Below are 17,971 nucleotides of genomic sequence, written 5' to 3'. Positions count from 1 at the left end.
AGACCGGCAGTCTGCCAGCCTTCACCCCCGAGGAATAGTGGCAGGCGCCTTAAGGACGCGGGCTTACAGGGTACTGGAGTGTTGTGACGGACGAAGGTTCAGTCGGTTTTGGCCCCAGGCACCGGGGCTGAAAGGTCGGGCAGCGGGACGTCGTAGCCGCAGTAGTGCAATTGTGTCCGGATCAGTCGCTGGTCGGGGTAGTCACTGCCCCAGGGCAGCTTGCGGTCGTAGCGCGATTTGATATGGGCACAGACCCCCTGGATATCAGCCCGTGCCTTGGCCAGCACCGGCGCCGGCAAGGGGTTGATCTTCAGGCTCTGGAAGAACGGCACGATGAACACCTGATCCAGGTCGTAACCCTTGCTCCCCAAGGGCAAGCGCTGGCCTGCATGCACGTAGAACGGCTGTTGCAGGCCGCTCTCTTGCTCCCAGCACCAGTACTTGACCTTGTCTTCGAGAATGCCCACTGCGGTCCCCTCCCAACGCTCGTAGGCGCGCAGGCATTGATAGCCCTGCATGTTCACCCAATCGAGACTGCTGGGCTTGACACCGGTATGGGATGGCCGCGCCTGCCTGGCCAGCAGATCCTCAAGAAAGGCCTGCTTCGGATAGAGCAGACCATCCCCCCAGCCATCGAGAAAGCTGTTGACCCGCATATAGAGCCCGGAAGCCGTCACCTGAATGTCCCCATAGGAGAAAGATCCCGAGGTGCCGACCGACAGCGCATCACGGCCCTTTTCATAGGTGAACCCGCCGGTGATGGTTCCGCACTGCGCATGCCGATAAGGCTCGGGCAGGTCGAAGGAGTAACGCTGCATCAGAGTGATCCGCTTCGCGCCTTCCGTGCACAGCATCCGGCTGTCCAAGCGATCATTTTCGTAGACCAGGGGCGGCGACATGCAGCCGCTGACGATCACCAACAGTCCGCCTACCAGTAGGTGCCCAAGGGCGCGGCGAAGGCTTGCGACCAACCTGAGCCTGCTCATTCCTGGTATTTGCTGATAAACGAATACTTGCTCCCCGCAGCTTCGACGATGGCCTGCATCTCCTGCTCCTGCGCCGGCTCGCCGACAAAGAACACCCAGACCCGAGGAAACTGCTGATCACTCAGCGCACCGCCGACAATCGCCTTGTCCAGTGCCGGGTTGGCGCCGAATATCACGAACGTTCCATACTGCGCTGCCGAGGCTGTGCGAAACATATCGCGCATGTTGAACCGTACCATTCCGCCCCCCGCCACAATCGCCAGGCGATCCGGAAGCACTCCATGACTGTTGATCCGAGTGAAGACCAGTGGCGGGCCTTCCTTGGATTGCGACGAACCATCGCGGCTGTGCTGCACAGCTGACACCACGTCAGAGAGGACCTCATCCTGGCTTTTTTGACGAGGAGCAGAAGCACACCCGGCAAGAACACAACACAGCAGAACCCACAGAACTTTTTTCACCGTCACATCCCTATGCAATTGCTGGCCAGCTCCAGGCGCTGAGCCTCCATTAAGGCGTCGAACATCCGCCCCCTTGCTTGCGATGAAGCGCGGAGGATCATAAACACAATGACTGGCTATGGCTGAGAAAAAACAGCCATGAGCAACGAGGCGCGCGGGAGATGAGCCTCCCCAAGGCAAGACGGGGAGGCGCAATGACGGTATCGACAGGGACTTATTTCTTCTTCAGGCAATCACTCATGAACGCCTTGCGCGCATCGCCCTTGAGGGCCTTGGCGGTGGCGTCGGCGTTGCAGGTCTTCATTCTTTCCTGAGGCGTGGAAGGGGTGGCGGCGGAAGCCGGGGCGGCCTTGAGGCAGGTGCTCATGAAGGCCTTGCGCTCGTCGCCCTTGAGGCTCTTGGCGGTGGCTTCGGCATTACAGCTGGTCATCTTGTTCTGCTGGGCGGTGGCGGCAAACCCCTGGGAGCACAACAGCAGGCCCACCATCAACAACGGAATACGCAACATCTTCATGGAGTTTTCTCCTTGTCACCGCGCCGACGGGCACGGCCTCCTGCGCAGTGTAGACAAAGCCTGTTACACCTTCATCTGTTCTGCAGGCCGGCCCGGCGGTATTGCTCGGGGGTGCAGCCGGCCTGGCGCTGGAACATCGCGATAAACGCCGAGGCGGTGCTGTAGCCCATGTCGAAGGCGATTTCCTGGATGCTGCGCGGGCTGTCCAGGGCCTCGATGGAGGCCAGGAAACGCTGGCGCTGGCGCCATTCGCCAAAGCTCATGCCCAGCTCGCGAACGAACTGCCGGGCCAGGGTGCGTTCGCTGACATGGGCCTGCTGCGCCCAATGGGCCAGCGGCTGGTGGTTGCCCGGCTCGGCCTGCAGGGCCTGGAGCACTCGCAGCAGCTCCGGGTGGCGGGCGTAGGGCAGGTAGCAGTTATGCACCGGGGCCTGGCGCAGTTGGTCCAGCGCCACCTGGGCCAGGCGCTGGTCGGCCTCGCCCTCGGGGATCTGCACGTCCCGGGCGGCGAAGTCCTTGAGGATCGCCTTGAGAATCTCGCTGATGGCCAGGGTGCTGCCCTGCCGCGGCAGGTCCGCGCACAGTTCCGGCGCCAGCAGCACCGCCCGGTAGTTGATCGGCTGGGAAGTGTAGAAACTGTGGGGCGTCTGCGGCGGCACCCAGACCGCGTATTGCGGTGGCGACATGAAGCGCTGGCCGGCGATCTCCATGTGCATCACCCCATGGGCCGAATACTCCAGGCAGCCCCAGGGATGACGGTGCTCCAGGGCATGGCTGTGGGCGGCGAAGTCGGCATAGCGGAAATACACCGGCGCGGGGAGCCCGTGGAAATCCAGGAGGTCGATGTGTTTTTTGCTCATGCTGTCCGGATGTCGGGGCGGGTTGTCCGGTTCGCAGTATAGGCGTTGATCCGGACAAGGGGATAATCGCTCCTCATCAACTCTGTGGCTGTCTCCATGCAATACGCTTATCCACTGCTGGCCATCTTTATCTGGGCCGGCAATACCGTGATCAACAAACTCGCCGTGGGCGCGATCTTCCCAGCGGAGATCGGCTTCTATCGCTGGTTGCTGGCCGGCCTGCTGTTCACCCCCTTCATGCTCAAGCCGGTGATCGGCCACTGGCCGGTGATCCGCCCCAATCTGTGGCGCATCGCCATTCTCGGCATCCTGGGCATGGCGGTGTATCAGAGCCTGGCCTACTTCGCCGCCAGCCTGACCTCGGCCACCAACATGGGCATCATTCTGTCGCTGATGCCGCTGATGTCCCTGGCCATGGCCATCGCCGCCCTGGGCCAGCGCCTGACCGCCGGGGCCCTGGTGGGCGCGGTGCTGTCGTTTGCCGGGGTGCTGCTGGTGGTGTCCTCCGGCAGCCTGGCGGCGCTGCTGCAGCACGGGGTCAACCTGGGGGACGCGATGATGCTGGTGGCCACCCTGGCCTATGCGGTTTACAGCACCCTGCTGAAAAAATGGCAGCTGCGCCTGCCACCGCTGGTGCTGCTGTATCTGCAGGTGCTGGTGGCGGTGGTGGTTCTGCTGCCGCTGTTCCTGGCCTCGCCAAAAGTCGGGCCGACCCTGCAGAACATTCCCCTGGTGCTCTATGCCTGCCTGCTGGCCTCGATGCTCGCGCCCCTGGCCTGGATGCAGGCGGTGGTGCGCCTGGGGCCGAGCCGGACCACGCTGTTCTTCAACCTCTTGCCGTTGATCACGGCGCTGATTGCCGCGGTGGTGCTGCATGAGCGACTGGCCTGGTTTCATCTGGTGGGTGGCGTGCTGACGTTGGCCGGGGTGGTTCTGTCGGAGCGCTGGACCACGGTGCTGCGGCCGTTGGCCGGCAAGCCGGCGCCTACGGGGCAAGGCTGAAGGTCAGAGGCCGGCGGCCTTGAGGCGCTGGGCATGTTCGACGAACAGGCGGATCGGTTCCGCGCCCTTGCCCACCAGGCCCAGGGACTGGTTGACGATATCGAAGTGATCCAGGGGGTAATCGTCGCCGATGACCTGCCCCAGATGGGAGCTGTAGCGCCCCACCATGCCGTCGCACTGGCCGGCTTCGCGGACGAAGGTCCGGGCGAACAGGCGGCAGCTGCGACTGGTGCCGTCGAACAGATTGCGTCCGCGATTGGTCTTGCCCGGCTGCAAGGTGCCGGACCAGGAGTAGTAGCGCACACCGTCGACCTGCTCCGGCCCCTGGCCGCCCCAGGTCGTCGGCAACCCCTGGGGGTATTGGCGGTTGAACAGGGCCACGCCCTCGGTGGTCAGCGACTGGTGCGAGGCGTGAATATCCACTGGCAGTTTCGGCCCGCGATAGCCGGTTTCCAGCAGCGTCATCAAGGCCGCGATACCCCGCAATAGCGCACTCAGGATGCGCCCCTTGAAGCTGTGGGCCGGGGAATGCCGGGCCAGGTAATCCGCCAGTTCGGAACCGTGGTTGGGACCGGCCACCGAAGTCACCGAAGCCACCCAGTCCGGGCGCTTGGCGGCAGCGTAGCGCGCGGTGAGCGCGCCCTGGCTGTGGCCGATCAGGTTGACCCGCGAGGCACCGGTCTCGGCCAGGATCCGCTGGACCTGGGCCAGCAGTTGTTCGCCGCGCACCTCGCTGGAGTTGAGCGGCGACACTTGCACCGCATACACCCGGGCCCCGCCCCGGCGCAGGGCCGGGATGATCCCGTACCAGTAGGGGTACAGCAGCAGGCGGACAAAACCGAGCATGCCGGGAACCAGCACCAGGGGGTATCGCGTGGCAAGCGCTTGGGACATGCAGTAAGTCCTTGAAATGGGCCGGGCTGGCCCAGGCTGAAAGCTAGACCATAACCAAGGGCATCGTCAGTCCCCGTGACGGTTTGACGACAGCAGCATGACAGCCCCGCCTACTTCAACCCCGCCACCCCGGCCACGATCAGCCCTACCGACAGCAGCTTGAGCGGCGTCAGGCTTTCCCCCAGCAGCACGAAGCCCAGCAGCACCGTGCCCAGGGAGCCGATCGCGGTCCAGATCGGATAGGCCACGCTGACCGGCAACTCGCGCATGGCCAGGGTCAGGAAGTAGATGCCGGCCACGGCCGCCACCACCGTCACCAGCGAAGGCCAGGGACGGGTGAAGCCCTCGGCGTACTTCATGCCCATGGCGAACGTGACCTCAAAGGCCGCCGCCAACAGCAGGTATATCCAGGCCATGGCGCCACCTCAGAACGTGCGTGCCAGGGCCAGCAGACGCTGCTGCGCCTCGTCACAGGACTGTTGGAAACGCTCGGGCACCGACTCCTCGCCTTCTGCCGCGACCACGGTCACGTCCTCGATACCGATGAATCCCAGGGCCGTGCGCAACCAGCGATCGGCGTGGTTCAGCGCTTCGTGCTCGCCCCCGGGACCGAAGCCGCCACCACCACGACTGGTGACAATCAATACCTTCTTGCCCTGCACCAGTGGCTGGTACTGGGCCACGCCGTTATCCAGCAGGGTGTTGAAGGTCAGCCCCAGGCGCACGATGTGATCGACCCAGGCCTTGATCCCACTGGGCACGCTGAAGTTGTACATGGGCGCCGAGATCACCAGGCGCCGATGCTCCAGCAACTCGCCCACCAGCTCGTCGCTCAAGGCCAGGTCGGCCTGCATCGACAGCGACCGGGCCTCGGGCTGTGGATAAAACGCCGCGGCGATAAAGGCCTCGCTGACGTGGGGCAGGGAACCCCGCCCGACTTCCCGGCGCGTGAGCCTGCCCTGGGGATGGGCCCCTTGCCAGGCCTGGAGAAACGCTTCGGCCAACCGCCGGCTATGGGAACGCTCGCCCCGTGGACTGCCGTGAATGACAAGAACTGAACTCATCTTGATGCTCTCCTGCGGATTGATGTCAACGACCTTGCATGGCCGTAGATTCCGCGATAAATCTAGAGGCACCGGGTTTTCGCAACAAATGAGCAAAAGTTCACTCAGATGAACTTAGCTCATCCATGGAGCCAAACATGTTCGCCCATCTGCCCCTCACCGCCCTGCGCACCTTCGAATCCGCCGCGCGCCTGCTGAGCTTCAAGGCCGCCGCCGAGGACCTGTCGGTGACGCCCACCGCGGTGTCCCACCAGATCCGCAGCCTGGAGCACTGGCTGGGCGTGCCCCTGTTCCAGCGCCTGCCACGCCAGGTACGCCTGACCGACTCCGGCGAACGGCTGTTCCATAGCCTGCACGGCGCCCTGCTGGATGTGACCCAGAGTGTCGATAGCCTGCGCCCCAGCCCCAGCCCGACCCAGTTGACGGTATCCACCACGGCCGCCTTCGCCGCCCTGTGGCTGGTGCCGCGGCTGGGACGGTTCTACACCCGGCACCCGCGCATCAGCCTGCGCCTGGACACCCGTTGTGAAGTGGTGGACTTGCAGCAGGACGCCAGCATCGACGTGGCGATCCGCTATAGCCAGGATGACTACCCGGACCTCCACGGCCTGTGTCTGTTCGATGAGCGTTTCGCGGTCTACGGCGCCCCCCGGCAAGTGGCCCTCGCACAGCAGCAGCGACCGTCGCTGATCAGCGTGCATTGGCGCAACTCAAGGCTTTACGCCGACGGCTGGCAGGCCTGGTGCACCCTGGCCGGTGAACAGTGGCTCGACGACCCGGCGCTGGTCCGCTCCTACGACGAAGAGCAATACGCCCTGCAGGCCGCCATTGCCGGCCAGGGCCTGGTGCTGGCGAGCAATATCCTGGTGTCCCAGAGCGTGGCTAGCGGCCTGCTGCAACCCTATCGCCCGCAGGTCCAGGTGGACGGTGCCGGCTACAGCGCCCTGTGCGTGCCGGGCCGTGAACGCCATCCGCCGGTGAAGGCCTTCCTCCAGTGGCTGCAAGAGGAATCGCTGCTGGACGGGCATCCGCCCCTGGAGCGCGGCGGCGCTCCTGGCCGCTCACACAGCGCGAACTGAAGGAGCAGGCCTATCCGATAAAACTTTTTGCCGCGCCCGGGACTCACAACCCATGTAGCGATCAGGTCGACAGAGCCTGACGCCAAACGGATTAGCCCCCAGGAGATCGACATGAGCGACAAGCATTTATCTGATGTGCAAAGCCTGCGGCAGCGGGCCCGTCAACACGTGGAAAACGGCGCCGTGACCGAAGGCTACAGCGCCGACCGCGAGGAGGTGCTGCGCCTGCTCAACGAGTCGCTGGCCACCGAGCTGGTGTGCGTCCTGCGCTACAAGCGCCACTACTTCATGGCCACCGGCCTCAAGGCCAGCGTGGCGGCCGACGAGTTTCTCGAGCATGCGACCCAGGAAGCCGAACACGCCGACAAGCTGGCCGAGCGCATCGTCCAGCTCGGTGGCGAACCGGAATTCAATCCGGACCTGCTGTCCAAGCACTCCCACGCCCAGTACGTGGCCGGCAACAACCTGAAGGAAATGGTCTACGAGGACCTGGTGGCCGAGCGGATCGCCATCGACAGCTACCGCGAGATCATCCAGTACATCGGCGACAAGGATCCCACCACCCGCCGCCTGTTCGAAGAGATCCTGGCCCAGGAAGAAGAACACGCCGACGACATGGCCGACATCCTCAAGGATCTGTAACCCCCTCCCCAGGCCCGCCCCTGCCTTGCGCAGGAGCGGGCTTGCGCGCCAGGCGCCCCTTTTCCTACTTGCTCGGTTTCACCGTCACCGGTGCCTTGCCCGAGCGCATCTGCTGCAGCAACGGCGCGCACTGATTGGGCTCGTCACCGCTGGGCGCCACCAGCGCCAGCAGCCCCGCCGCCGGCCCGGCGATCACCCCCAGCGCCACCATCCCGGCCCCGCGCAGCACCAGCGGCACCGCCTTGACGCCAGCGCTGGGCTTGATGAACTTGCCCTGCACATACAACGGTGAACGCAGGGAGAACAGCCGCAGCCCCTTGGATTCCGGGGTGATGGTCAGATCCAGTTGCTCGGTGGCCATGTTGGCGGTGCCGTCGATGTAGATGATGGCGTTCTCGGTGTCGAAGACGAACAGCCGGGAACTGGCCAGCCCGCTCTTGATGCCGAAGTCGGCGGCGGCGCAGTTGATCTTCACTTCCTTGTCGCCAAACATCTTGCCGACCACATAGTTGCCGACGTTGAGTCCGGCGATTTCCATCAGGCTGCGGCTGATGGCGCCGTCGTTGATCAGCATCTTCAGGTCACCGTTGGCGCTGCCCAGCAAGGCCGCCACCGAGTTGCCGCGGCCGGCGATGTCGGCATCGCCATTGAGCTCGCCGAAACTGGTCTTCATCGGTTCGAACCCTGGGAACAGCTGCTTGAGCTTGAAGTTGCGCGCGGTCAGCCTGGCCCGGCCTTCCAGCGGCGTGGCCTGCCCATTGAGGCGCACCTGAGCATCCAGCCTGCCGCCGGCCACGCCAAAGCGCAGCGGCTCCAGGCTCAGCTGGCCGTCATTGAGCACCAGGTGGGTGTAGAGATCGGTGAACGGCAGATCGGCGCTGTGGACGATGCGCTTGCCGGTGAACTCCACATCGGCGTCCATGTCGCGCCAGCGCTCGGTGCGAAACTCCTCCACCGGCAGCACCTTGTCCGCCGGCTGCTTGCTCTCGCCGCCCCGAGCTTTCTGCGCGGAGTTGGAGTCGGCACCGATCAGCGGCGCCAGGTCGCTCATCAGCAACTGGTTGGAAACCAGCGCACCGCTGAGCTTGGGCCGCGGCTGACTGGCCACGTAGGTCAGGTTGCCGTGGATATCGCTGTCGCCGATCTTGCCGTTGAAATCCTGGTAACTGAAGGTCGCGCCCGCCGGGTCGCGCAGCTTGGCAGTCAGGCGGCCATCGGTGGCATAGGGCGGCGAATCCGGCAGGGTTACGCCAGTCAGCGGATAGAGGTTGCCCAGGCTGGTGCCCGCCAGTTTCAGGCGCAGGTCCAGGGCGCCCAGATTCAGCGGGTCGGTGAGGCTGCCCCGCAGCTCCACCTGGGTGGCGCCGATCTGCGCCTGGGCCTGCAGTGGAAACGGCTTGCGCCCGTCCTGCAGGGCCAGCAGCCCGCCGATCTTGCCGGTGCCGGCAAGCTTCTGCCCGTGGTACTGGCCCTTGACCTTGAGGGCGAACGCATAGGCCTGCGGCTCGGCGCCTTTTGCCGTGACCTTCTGCGCCTCGCTTTCACCGACGATGTCGCTGAACGGAATGGGCTTGCCGAGCAACTCCACTTGCAGGTCGAGCTGGGTGTTCAGGGTCTGGTCATCCAGGGTCACGTGGCCCTTGTCGAAACCGATGGCGCCGATATCCAGCGTCCAGCTCGAAGGCTCGGCCTCAGGGTCTTTCGGGTCGAACTTGAAGGTCCAATTGGCGCGACCGTCGGCCAGCCGCTGCAGCGCGGCGTCGGGCTCGGTGAGGTCGATTCGCGGGATGCTGACCCGCCGCACCAGCAGGGCCAGGGGCGAGATCCGCAGCTCGACCCGTTTGAGGCCGACCATCTGCGGCGCCTTGGACCAGTCCGGATTGCCCAGGGTCAGGTCCTGGGCCACCACGTGGGGCCAGGGCACCCAGGCGCGCCAGCCGCCCTCTTCAGGCTCGCGGTGCCAGGCCACCGACAAGTCGCCATTGATCGCAAACGGCCGGTGCAACTCCTCGGACACCTTGGCGTTGAGGGTCGGCTTGATCCGGTTCCAATCGAAGAAGGCAATCACCAGCACCAGCACGGCCAGTAGCAGGATCAGACCACAAACGGTCCAGGCGAGAATTTTACGAGTGCGCGTCATTGCACGAGGCTCCTGAAGACAACTGAGCGCCAAATCACGACGCATCGGTGAAATGCCGGTGGAGAATCCCCGGCCATGAAAACTACGACTGATAAAGCCCACACAGGTTTAATCCGGGCGCCGGCCCAGGCGAAAAAAAACCGATTTCCTGATCGATCGGACAGCCGGGTGTTACCTCGCCCTGCCCTGTTGCGAAGCCTGAGTGAGTCGAAAATACCCACTGCGGTGCAAACGCCGTCGGCGCAAAGCCCCGGGCTAGAGCCTTGCGGGCAAACAATCAATTTCGTTGATTATTACCATTGTGGTTATGAACTTTTATATCGAATTTGCGGCGGTAACATTAGCTCCGTACCCAATTTATCGCCCTACCAAGGAGCAACCCATCATGAAACGCCACATCTTACTGAGCCTGACCCTGTCCATCCTGGCCGCCAACGCCTTCGCCCTGCCGGCCGCCGAACAAGCCACTCCGCAGGTCAAGGCCAGCCACAGCGTGTTCAGCCAAACCCTGGCTGAAGGCGGTTCGGATCGCCTGATCGAACGCAACAAAGTCGCTGCCGACGGTTATGACCGCACGCCACAAGGCCAGAGCGTTGCCGAAGACGGCTATGATCGCACCCCTCAGGGCCAGAACGTTGCCGAAGATGGTTACGACCGTACTCCACAAGGTCAGAACGTCGCTGAAGATGGCTACGATCGCACCCCACAAGGTCAAACCGTAGCCGAAGGCGGCCGTGATCGCCTGGAAGAGAAAGGCCTGGTGGAAGATGGCTTCAGCCGCACCCCTCAAGGCCAGACTGTTGCCGAAGGCGGTGCCGATCGCCTGGCCGAACGTCATCAAGCAGCGAGCTGAGGCCATGCTGGCCCTTAAAAAAAGCCCGATCCCTGGATCGGGCTTTGGCTTTCATGGAGCCCCGTTGTCGCCCCACGCCTTCCCTGCCCTCGCCTGACGCAGGTTCGACTCCGGCAAAGTTGATTTGCTAGAGTGCGCCGCTCCTCTTGAGCAAAGAAATAACCCGCCGATGCTGCCCCGCGCCGAACAGAAGCAACAGACCCGTAATGCCTTGATGGATGCCGCCCGGCATCTGATGGAGTGTGGTCGTGGTTTCGGCAGCCTGAGCCTGCGGGAAGTGGCGAAAGCCGCTGGCATCGTGCCCACCGGTTTCTACCGGCACTTCAGCGACATGGACCAACTGGGCCTGGAACTGGTCAGCGAGGTCGGCCAGACCTTTCGCGAAACCATCCGCCTGGTGCGCCACAACGAATTCGTCATGGGCGGCATCATCGACGCCTCGGTGCGCATCTTCCTCGACGTGGTGGAAGCCAAGCGCGCGCAGTTCCTGTTTCTCGCCCGCGAGCAATACGGCGGCTCGCTGCCGGTACGCCAGGCCATCGCCAGCCTGCGGGAGAACATCAGTTCCGACCTGGCGGCCGACCTGACCCTGATGCCCAAGCTGCAGCACCTCAATGCCGCCGATCTCGGGGTGATGGCCGACCTGATCGTCAAGAGCGTGTTCGCCACCCTGCCGGACATCATCGATCCGCCAGCTCAGGCCCTGCCCGAGCACCTCACGCCCCAGGCCAAGATCACCCAGCAACTGCGCTTCATCTTCATCGGCCTGAAACACTGGCAAGGCCTGGGCAGCACCGAGTAACCCGCCGCTCCCCCCTTCAATTCATCTGCGCGCCCCGCTCAAGGGCGCGGGTTCGCGCCTGGGCGCCGGACCGGCACCGGATTGCGGCAAAAATATTTCCCGCGCACCAACTCGGTGCTATAAATCAGCGCAGCGCGCCATTTTGTAACAAGATAAAACAAGGTTTTGCCCCTTTTTCAGGCGCAGTTCCGGTGTCGACAAAGGGGTTTCCCTCTCCTCCGAGCGATTGGCAAGCCCCTTGCTCTGGCTTGTGCATCGCTCATAGCTGGAAGCTCCCCGATGCTGGTGATCCACCGCAGAACCGCCCCCCAAACCGCCTGGTCCGCCGAGCTGCACCTGACTTACGAGGCCCGCAGCAAAAGCCGCCTGCGCTGTTTCAGTGCCGAGGGTGAAGACGTCGGCCTGTTTCTCGAGCGTGGCCAGCCGCCGCTGCACGACGGCGAGTTCCTTGAAGCCGAGGACGGCCGCATCGTCAAGGTCTGCGCCCGCCCGGAAACCCTGCTGCACGTCACCTGCCGCAATGCCTTCGAACTGACCCGCGCCGCCTATCACCTGGGCAACCGCCACGTGGCCCTGCAAGTGGGCGACGGCTGGCTGCGCCTGCTCGATGACTACGTGCTCAAGGCCATGCTCGAACAACTGGGGGCCAGCACCGACACCATCGAGGCGCCCTTCCAGCCCGAGCACGGCGCCTATGGCGGCGGCCACCATCATTCGCGTCACGGCGATGAAGACTTCAACTATCCACCGCGCCTGCATCAGTTCGGCGTCCGTCCATGAACCCGGCCTGGGCCCTGTTGCGCCTGGCCAGTCCGCAGTTGCCGATTGGCGGCTACAGCTATTCCCAGGGCCTGGAGATGGCCGTGGAACAGCAGCGCGTGCATGACCCGGACAGCGCCCGCCGCTGGATCGGCGACCAACTGCTGCTGAACCTGGCTCGCTTCGAAGCACCGCTGTTGCTGGCCCACTGCCAAGCCGCCGCCGATCAGGACTGGGTCCGCCTGCAGCAGCTGTGCGAAGCCCACCGGGCCAGCCGCGAAACCCGCGAGCTGTACCAGGAAAGCCGGCAGATGGGCTACTCCCTCAAGCAACTGCTGGAAGGCCTGCCGGAACTCGACGCTGGTGCCCGGGACCTGCTGGCGCACCAGGACGAACCGCACCTGGCCCTGGGCTGGGCCCTGGCCGCCCGCGCCTGGCACATCAGCCCCGCCGATGCCCTGGCCGCCTGGCTCTGGAGCTGGCTGGAAAACCAGCTGGCGGTGCTGATGAAGACCCTGCCCCTGGGCCAGCAGGCCGCCCAGCGCCTGACCAGCGAGCTGCTGCCTTTGTTGCAGCAGGCCCAGCACCACGCCACGAACCTTGATCCCAACCATCATGGCAGCGCCGCTTTCGGCCTGTCCCTGGCGAGCATGGCCCACGAGCGCCAATACAGCCGCCTGTTCCGTTCCTAGGAGAAACTCATGAACGCACAACCTCTGCGCGTCGGCATCGGCGGCCCAGTGGGCTCCGGCAAAACCGCCCTGACCCTGGCCCTGTGCCTGGCCCTGCGCGAACGCTACAACCTGGCGGTGGTGACCAACGATATCTACACCCGCGAGGATGCCGACTTCCTGGTACGCAACCAGGCCCTGGCCCCGGAGCGGATCATCGGCGTGGAAACCGGCGGCTGCCCGCACACCGCCATTCGCGAAGACGCCTCGATCAACCTGGAGGCGGTGGACCAGCTGAACCGGCGCTTCCCCGGGCTCGACCTGATCCTGGTGGAATCCGGCGGCGACAACCTCTCGGCCACCTTCAGCCCGGAACTGTCGGACCTGACCATCTACGTGATCGACGTTTCCGCCGGCGACAAGCTGCCGCGCAAGGGCGGCCCGGGAATCTGCAAGTCCGACCTGCTGGTGATCAACAAGATCGACCTGGCGCCGCTGGTGGGCGCCTCACTGGAAATGATGAACAGCGACACCCAGCGCATGCGCGGCGGCAAGCCGTTTGTCTTCAGCAATCAGAAAACCGGCCAGGGACTGCAAGAGATCATCGCCTTCATCGAACGCCAAGGGCTGCTGACCGCGGCCTGAAACCGAACCTGAAAAAGCTCAACAAGGAAGCCACTCATGACCCTGAAATCACTCTTCGGCGCCCTGGCGCTGCTGCTGACCCCGGCCCTGGCCTTCGCTCACCCGGGCCACGGCGACAACGGCCTGATGGCCGGCATCAGCCACCCCATCGGCGGCCTCGACCACCTGCTGGCCATGCTTGCGGTCGGCCTGTGGGCGGCCCAGCAGCAAGGCGCGGCGCGCTGGGCGCTGCCCTGCACCTTCGTCGGCACCATGCTCATCGGCGGCCTGCTGGGCTTCGAAGGGCTGAACCTGCCGGCCCTGGAAAGCGGGATTGCCGCGTCGGTACTGGCCCTGGGCCTGGCCGTGGCCCTGGCCGTGCGTCCGCCGCTGAGCCTGGCGCTCGCCGCCACTGCGCTGTTTGCCCTGTTCCACGGCGTGGCTCACGGCCTGGAACTGCCGGACATGTCCAGCCCCTGGACCTACGCCGCCGGTTTTGTCGCAGCCACCGCGACCCTGCATGCCGCCGGCTATGCCGTGGTGCGGGTACTGCCTCAGGTGGCGGCGCCGCTGGTGCGCGTGGCAGGTGCCGCCTCGGCCGCAACGGGCGTGTGGTTGCTGGCAGGCTGATCCCTGCCCTCTTCTGTAGGAGCCGGCTGGCCGGCGAAGGCGGTCTTGCGGGCCTCGTTCGCGGGCAAGCCAGCTCCTGCAAGGCTGAGGTGATCTTTCGGCCGCCTTCGCTGGCAAGCCGGCTCCTACCCGTATGGCGTGCTTGGCGGGCAAGCCGCCTGGCGGGGCTTCTCTGGTAACATGTCGCGCACTCAAACCTGCCGTGACGACGCCAGCCAATGCCCGATGTATCCCGCTCCGCCACCTCGCCTGAATCGAGCGCTCTGTTCAACGCCATGCAGCAGCATTTCCACAAGGTGATCGTGCCGCTGTGGCAAGGCCCGGGCTGGAATCCGCAGTTGGCACTGCCCTATGAGGCGCTGGACGCTGAACAGCGGCCATTGCCGCCGCAGCGCTATCGAGCCATGGCCTGTGCCCGGCAGCTGTACCTGTTCTCCCAATTGATCGGTGATGCCGCCGCCCCCTTTGCCCAAGAGCGGGCCGCCGCGCTGTTCCGCTCGCTGCAGCGGCACTTCCACGATGCCGAGCACGGTGGCTGGTTCTACAGCATCGATGCCGACGGCGCACCGCTGGATCGGCGCAAGGACCTCTACACCCACGCCTTTATCCTCTTCGCCTGCGCTCATTACTGGGCCAAGGTCCGCGAGCCGCTGGTGGAGTCGGTGCTCAATGCCGCCCTGGAAGTGGTAGCCCTGCGCTTTGCCCGGGGCGATGGACTCTACGAAGCCAGCCTCGCCGAGGACTGGTCCGTACTGGGTTCCGGGCCCCTGCAGAATCCGCTGATGCACCTGGCCGAAGCCTTTCTCGCAATCCTGGCAGTACGCGAAGACGCCGCGGTACAAACCGCACTGCTGGAGCTGTGCCAGGCCATGCAGCAGCAGTTCATCGACCCGCAGCACGGAGTGATGCTGGAGAAGCCACTGGGGGCTGTGGATAACTGGTTCGAGCCAGGGCATCAGTTCGAGTGGTTCTTCCTCCTCGACTCTTCGCCCTTGCTGCGCAGCAACCCGCTGCACGCCTCATTGAGTCGTGCCTTCGCGTTTGCCGAGCAGCTTGGTGTCGACCCGAAGAGCGGCGCGGTGTGCGCCATGCTCGACCTGCAACCGGGTGCCCCCATCAAGGACGCCACCCAGCGCATCTGGGCCCAGGCCGAGTACGTGCGTGCCCTGACCTTGCGTGCGGACAGCCAGGCGCCCCTGCTGCGTCAGCTCAAGGCGCTGCACGCGCATTTCCTGCATGCAGGGGGCTGGAATGAATGCCTGGATGCCAGTGGCGCGGTCAGCCGGCGGGATATGCCATCGACCACGCCTTATCACCTGGCGACCTGTTATCGCGGGCTGGCGGAATATTTTGCCTGAAGCCTCTGCCGGCCAGCCGGCTCCTGCAAGCCCCCTGTAGGAGACGGCTGGTCGGCGAAAAGCGCACCGCCGATCAAACGATCCACTTGCGATCCCCGGTAAAGCTGATGGTCAGCCAACGCGCGGCGTCGGCCTCTCCCAACTCACTGGAAATCTCCTCGCGCAAGCGGTCCAGAGTCGCCACATCCTGCAGCGGATAGTCCGCCGGCAGCACGATATGGATCTCGATGAAACGCGCCCGGCCGTGCTTCTGCACGTAGGAAATGTATTCCTGGAAGCCATAGGCAACCATGGCCTCTTCCATCACGCTGCGCACCTTCTCATCCAGCTGGTCCGGAGCGATGCCCAGCACATCACGCAACGCCGGCCGCAGGATCTTCAAGGCCGGCGGCAGCATGCTGATGGCCAGCAGGATCAGGATCGCCGGGTCGACATACACCGCCCAGCGGTCATGCCCGTACTGCTTGAGCAGCAGCGCCGTGACGAAGCTCACCAGCAGCCCCACCGAGAGCATCGCGTCCACCAGCCAGCTGATGTTGTCGAACTGGATCAGCGACGATTTGAGCTTGCGGTTACGCCGGCGCACATAGAAGAAGTAGGCGAACTCCGCCACGGCGAAGAAGGCGGCATAAAAGATCACCAGCCCCAACTCGACCTCTCGGCCACCGTTGATGATGCCGAACACACCGTTGAGGAAGGCATAGATGGCAATCAGCAGCAGGAAGCTGCCCTCGATCAGCAGCACCATGGGCTCCAGATGCCAGAAGCCGAACTGGAAACGGTGGTTGCTTTCCTTGGCGATCAACCGGGCGGTGATCAGCATCAGGACCTTGATGAAGGTCGCGATCAGGGAAAAAAATCCATCGAACAAAATGGATTGGGCGCCAGAAACAAAACCCGTGACGATACCGGCGATCGCCACGATGAACATCAATACAGTCGATTGTTTGAGCAGAGACTGCTCACCTCGGTTACTCACGATTCCTCCTATCGAACTTCGAAAACACCGCCTCGTGTGAGACGGCCGCGAAATTTCGGGTCGGAATTCTACCTTGCCAGGGCCGGCTTCAAGCTGAAACGAATCAGCTTATGTGTTTCCGAGTACAACTGTAGTCGCTGCCGAGCCATGGCGAGGCTGCGAGCGCCGAGGTCTTGCGAACGCAGGAGGGCCTGGCGGCCCTGTCGCAGCCTGCGGCAGCGGCTACACCTTGCGCTCGATGGCGAAGCCGGCCCAGGTCTGGCTCACCGGCATCAGCTCCAGACTGTTGATGTTGACGTGGGCAGGCGTGTTGAGCACCCAGAAGATGGTGTCGGCGATGTCCTCGGGCTGGATCGGTTCGGCGCCGGCATAAGTGGCGTCATAGCGCGCCTGGTCACCGGCGAAACGCACCAGGGAGAACTCGCTTTCGCACAGGCCCGGCTCGATGTTGGTCACTCGTACCCCGGTGCCCTGCAGGTCGCAGCGCAGGTTCAGGGAGAACTGTTTGACGAAGGCCTTGCTCGCGCCATAGACGTGGCTGCCCGGGTACGGGTAGTTGCCGGCGATGGAGCCCAGGTTGACGATCCCGGCGCCCCGGCCATGGGCGATCAGCCGTGGCAGCAGCAGGCGGGTGCTGTACATCAGGCCCTTGATGTTGGTGTCGACCATGGTGTCCCAGTCATCCAGGTCGCATTTGGGCGCCGGGTCGACGCCCAGGGCCAGGCCGGCATTGTTGATCAGGCCGCGCAGCTTGCCGAAGGACGCCGGCAGATTGGCGATGGCGGTTTCCATGGCCTTGCGGTCGCGCACGTCGAGCACCAGGCCGTGCACTTCGGTCTGCTTGGAAAGCTCTGCGCACAGCGCGTTGAGACGCTCTTCGCGCCGGCCGGTGAGCACCAGCGACCAACCGGCCGCGGCAAAACGCCGGGCGCAGGCTTCGCCAAAACCGGACGTTGCGCCCGTAATGAACAGTGTGGAAGTCATGGTGTTCTCCTTGCTGGGTGGCGAGCCGCCGTTTCATGAAAAAAGCGTTTCGCAGCATGCCCGGCCCGGCTCTGGGCGGCAACAGAAGCCCCGGACACCCCGGGCAGCTGTACAAAAAACGCTCACTGGCCCGGAAGGCACGGCAGCCGTGGCCTGCAGCCAGCTGCGCGCACCTTATCCACAGGCCGGTCCACAGTCTTTGGGGGCAAGTGCAGATCCCGCAAAGCCACTGTGCACAAGGCTTGCAGCCGATCACGAGAAGTTTTTTGCTTGACCCGCAGCCGCTGTCCATGCACCCGCGACCGGCAAAGATGACCGCGCGGTCAAAGTGCATAAGGCCAGAGGCCAGCAACCACGCTGCTCAGCGCAGTCTTTCCAGAGTTTAGTCACAGACTTATCCACAGGCTTATCCCCGCCTTTGGCAAGCTCCGGCTGCGACAATAAAAAGGTTGACAATTGCCTCCACGAGCCCCTGCAAAAGCCCTGATCAAAAAACACACAATCGCCTGCAGGCCACGTAAATAAAGGCCTTCAGCCAGCTACTCCCACGTTACCCACAGCCCGCTCCACAGCAAACGGGGACAAGTCAAAACGATGGAAAAACAACTGTTTGCAGCGTCTTTATGCCGCGCTTTAGCAGCTTGCGAATAATGTTGTCCACAATTGTCC

General features: G+C 64.1%; 20 protein-coding genes. 10 read left to right on the top strand and 10 right to left on the bottom strand.

Going from position 1 to position 17,971, the window contains the following annotated elements:
- Positions 1-98: 98 nt before the first annotated feature.
- The 4 genes from PST29_RS03110 to PST29_RS03095 all read right to left on the bottom strand — a co-directional run bounded on the left by PST29_RS03110 (position 99) and on the right by PST29_RS03095 (position 2,821).
- Entirely contained in the window at positions 99-818 is a 720-nt protein-coding gene (locus tag PST29_RS03110; protein ID WP_232513194.1) for a hypothetical protein, read from the bottom strand.
- 164 nt (positions 819-982) lie between these two features.
- Complete coding sequence (locus PST29_RS03105; protein WP_060845062.1) at positions 983-1,447, bottom strand: hypothetical protein; 465 nt, start codon at positions 1,445-1,447, stop codon at positions 983-985.
- A 214-nt stretch (positions 1,448-1,661) separates the two neighbouring features.
- Positions 1,662-1,961, bottom strand: coding sequence for a PsiF family protein (locus PST29_RS03100; protein WP_060842349.1), 300 nt, complete (start codon positions 1,959-1,961; stop codon positions 1,662-1,664).
- Positions 1,962-2,032: 71 nt separating this feature from the next.
- On the bottom strand, positions 2,033-2,821 hold the full coding sequence (locus PST29_RS03095; RefSeq protein WP_060842348.1) for an AraC family transcriptional regulator: 789 nt from the start codon (positions 2,819-2,821) through the stop codon (positions 2,033-2,035).
- Between the two features lie 96 nt (positions 2,822-2,917).
- Here PST29_RS03095 and PST29_RS03090 point away from each other — a divergent pair, with 96 nt between their 5' ends.
- The gene (locus PST29_RS03090) at positions 2,918-3,823 is read left to right on the top strand and encodes a DMT family transporter (RefSeq protein WP_060842347.1); all 906 of its coding nucleotides are present in this window, start codon (positions 2,918-2,920) and stop codon (positions 3,821-3,823) included.
- Positions 3,824-3,826: 3 nt separating this feature from the next.
- Here PST29_RS03090 and PST29_RS03085 read toward each other — a convergent pair whose 3' ends face one another.
- The 3 genes from PST29_RS03085 to PST29_RS03075 form a co-directional block, all read right to left on the bottom strand.
- A complete protein-coding gene (locus PST29_RS03085) occupies positions 3,827-4,717 on the bottom strand; it encodes an esterase/lipase family protein (RefSeq protein WP_060842346.1) in 891 nt (296 codons plus the stop codon).
- Between the two features lie 110 nt (positions 4,718-4,827).
- The gene (locus tag PST29_RS03080; protein WP_060842345.1) at positions 4,828-5,133 is read right to left on the bottom strand and encodes a DMT family transporter; all 306 of its coding nucleotides are present in this window, start codon (positions 5,131-5,133) and stop codon (positions 4,828-4,830) included.
- Positions 5,134-5,142: 9 nt separating this feature from the next.
- On the bottom strand, positions 5,143-5,781 hold the full coding sequence (locus PST29_RS03075) for an FMN-dependent NADH-azoreductase (RefSeq protein WP_060837296.1): 639 nt from the start codon (positions 5,779-5,781) through the stop codon (positions 5,143-5,145).
- Positions 5,782-5,906: 125 nt separating this feature from the next.
- Here PST29_RS03075 and PST29_RS03070 point away from each other — a divergent pair, with 125 nt between their 5' ends.
- Complete coding sequence (locus PST29_RS03070; RefSeq protein ID WP_162492865.1) at positions 5,907-6,860, top strand: LysR substrate-binding domain-containing protein; 954 nt, start codon at positions 5,907-5,909, stop codon at positions 6,858-6,860.
- A gap of 111 nt (positions 6,861-6,971) precedes the next feature.
- On the top strand, positions 6,972-7,502 hold the full coding sequence (locus PST29_RS03065) for a ferritin-like domain-containing protein (RefSeq protein ID WP_060842343.1): 531 nt from the start codon (positions 6,972-6,974) through the stop codon (positions 7,500-7,502).
- Positions 7,503-7,566: 64 nt separating this feature from the next.
- Here PST29_RS03065 and PST29_RS03060 read toward each other — a convergent pair whose 3' ends face one another.
- Positions 7,567-9,642, bottom strand: coding sequence for an AsmA family protein (locus PST29_RS03060; protein ID WP_060842342.1), 2,076 nt, complete (start codon positions 9,640-9,642; stop codon positions 7,567-7,569).
- A gap of 385 nt (positions 9,643-10,027) precedes the next feature.
- Here PST29_RS03060 and PST29_RS03055 point away from each other — a divergent pair, with 385 nt between their 5' ends.
- From PST29_RS03055 to PST29_RS03025, 7 genes are all read left to right on the top strand, one after another.
- The gene (locus PST29_RS03055; RefSeq protein WP_060837292.1) at positions 10,028-10,495 is read left to right on the top strand and encodes a hypothetical protein; all 468 of its coding nucleotides are present in this window, start codon (positions 10,028-10,030) and stop codon (positions 10,493-10,495) included.
- 169 nt (positions 10,496-10,664) lie between these two features.
- Positions 10,665-11,297: a TetR family transcriptional regulator gene (locus PST29_RS03050; RefSeq protein WP_016967858.1), complete on the top strand. Its 633-nt coding sequence runs from the start codon at positions 10,665-10,667 to the stop codon at positions 11,295-11,297.
- Between the two features lie 279 nt (positions 11,298-11,576).
- Positions 11,577-12,077, top strand: a complete 501-nt coding sequence (ureE, locus tag PST29_RS03045; RefSeq protein ID WP_060842341.1) for an urease accessory protein UreE — start codon at positions 11,577-11,579, stop codon at positions 12,075-12,077.
- Positions 12,074-12,748, top strand: coding sequence for an urease accessory protein UreF (locus tag PST29_RS03040; protein WP_060842340.1), 675 nt, complete (start codon positions 12,074-12,076; stop codon positions 12,746-12,748). Before ureE ends, PST29_RS03040 begins: the two co-directional genes overlap by 4 nt.
- A 9-nt stretch (positions 12,749-12,757) precedes the next feature.
- Positions 12,758-13,372 carry an urease accessory protein UreG gene (ureG, locus tag PST29_RS03035; protein WP_060837289.1) on the top strand — a complete coding sequence of 205 codons (615 nt, stop codon included), beginning with the start codon at positions 12,758-12,760 and terminating at the stop codon, positions 13,370-13,372.
- Between the two features lie 36 nt (positions 13,373-13,408).
- Positions 13,409-13,981 carry a HupE/UreJ family protein gene (locus PST29_RS03030; protein WP_060842339.1) on the top strand — a complete coding sequence of 191 codons (573 nt, stop codon included), beginning with the start codon at positions 13,409-13,411 and terminating at the stop codon, positions 13,979-13,981.
- A 218-nt stretch (positions 13,982-14,199) separates the two neighbouring features.
- The gene (locus PST29_RS03025) at positions 14,200-15,339 is read left to right on the top strand and encodes an AGE family epimerase/isomerase (protein WP_060837287.1); all 1,140 of its coding nucleotides are present in this window, start codon (positions 14,200-14,202) and stop codon (positions 15,337-15,339) included.
- Between the two features lie 73 nt (positions 15,340-15,412).
- On the opposite strand, the gene PST29_RS03020 is transcribed toward PST29_RS03025, so the two are convergent.
- Complete coding sequence (locus PST29_RS03020; protein WP_060842338.1) at positions 15,413-16,318, bottom strand: cation diffusion facilitator family transporter; 906 nt, start codon at positions 16,316-16,318, stop codon at positions 15,413-15,415.
- Positions 16,319-16,540: 222 nt separating this feature from the next.
- The gene (locus PST29_RS03015) at positions 16,541-17,302 is read right to left on the bottom strand and encodes an SDR family oxidoreductase (protein ID WP_060837285.1); all 762 of its coding nucleotides are present in this window, start codon (positions 17,300-17,302) and stop codon (positions 16,541-16,543) included.
- Positions 17,303-17,971 lie beyond the last annotated feature (669 nt).

Origin of the sequence: Pseudomonas sp. St29, assembly GCF_001547915.1 — a bacterium.
Classification (GTDB): Bacteria; Pseudomonadota; Gammaproteobacteria; order Pseudomonadales; family Pseudomonadaceae; genus Aquipseudomonas.
The sequence above is the reverse complement of the archived record's forward strand: the minus strand, read 5'-3'. Positions and strand labels throughout refer to the sequence as shown.

Excerpts from the sequence above, each read along its gene's own strand:
- PST29_RS03110 (WP_232513194.1), bottom strand. The coding sequence starts at position 818 with ATGCAGCGTTACTCCTTCGACCTGCCCGAGCCTTATCGGCATGCGCAG.
- PST29_RS03100 (WP_060842349.1), bottom strand. The coding sequence starts at position 1,961 with ATGAAGATGTTGCGTATTCCGTTGTTGATGGTGGGCCTGCTGTTGTGC.
- PST29_RS03095 (WP_060842348.1), bottom strand. The coding sequence starts at position 2,821 with ATGAGCAAAAAACACATCGACCTCCTGGATTTCCACGGGCTCCCCGCG.
- PST29_RS03090 (WP_060842347.1), top strand. The coding sequence starts at position 2,918 with ATGCAATACGCTTATCCACTGCTGGCCATCTTTATCTGGGCCGGCAAT.
- PST29_RS03085 (WP_060842346.1), bottom strand. The coding sequence starts at position 4,717 with ATGTCCCAAGCGCTTGCCACGCGATACCCCCTGGTGCTGGTTCCCGGC.
- PST29_RS03080 (WP_060842345.1), bottom strand. The coding sequence starts at position 5,133 with ATGGCCTGGATATACCTGCTGTTGGCGGCGGCCTTTGAGGTCACGTTC.
- PST29_RS03075 (WP_060837296.1), bottom strand. The coding sequence starts at position 5,781 with ATGAGTTCAGTTCTTGTCATTCACGGCAGTCCACGGGGCGAGCGTTCC.
- PST29_RS03070 (WP_162492865.1), top strand. The coding sequence starts at position 5,907 with ATGGAGCCAAACATGTTCGCCCATCTGCCCCTCACCGCCCTGCGCACC.
- PST29_RS03065 (WP_060842343.1), top strand. The coding sequence starts at position 6,972 with ATGAGCGACAAGCATTTATCTGATGTGCAAAGCCTGCGGCAGCGGGCC.
- PST29_RS03060 (WP_060842342.1), bottom strand. The coding sequence starts at position 9,642 with ATGACGCGCACTCGTAAAATTCTCGCCTGGACCGTTTGTGGTCTGATC.
- PST29_RS03055 (WP_060837292.1), top strand. The coding sequence starts at position 10,028 with ATGAAACGCCACATCTTACTGAGCCTGACCCTGTCCATCCTGGCCGCC.
- PST29_RS03050 (WP_016967858.1), top strand. The coding sequence starts at position 10,665 with ATGCTGCCCCGCGCCGAACAGAAGCAACAGACCCGTAATGCCTTGATG.
- ureE (WP_060842341.1), top strand. The coding sequence starts at position 11,577 with ATGCTGGTGATCCACCGCAGAACCGCCCCCCAAACCGCCTGGTCCGCC.
- PST29_RS03040 (WP_060842340.1), top strand. The coding sequence starts at position 12,074 with ATGAACCCGGCCTGGGCCCTGTTGCGCCTGGCCAGTCCGCAGTTGCCG.
- ureG (WP_060837289.1), top strand. The coding sequence starts at position 12,758 with ATGAACGCACAACCTCTGCGCGTCGGCATCGGCGGCCCAGTGGGCTCC.
- PST29_RS03030 (WP_060842339.1), top strand. The coding sequence starts at position 13,409 with ATGACCCTGAAATCACTCTTCGGCGCCCTGGCGCTGCTGCTGACCCCG.
- PST29_RS03025 (WP_060837287.1), top strand. The coding sequence starts at position 14,200 with ATGCCCGATGTATCCCGCTCCGCCACCTCGCCTGAATCGAGCGCTCTG.
- PST29_RS03015 (WP_060837285.1), bottom strand. The coding sequence starts at position 17,302 with ATGACTTCCACACTGTTCATTACGGGCGCAACGTCCGGTTTTGGCGAA.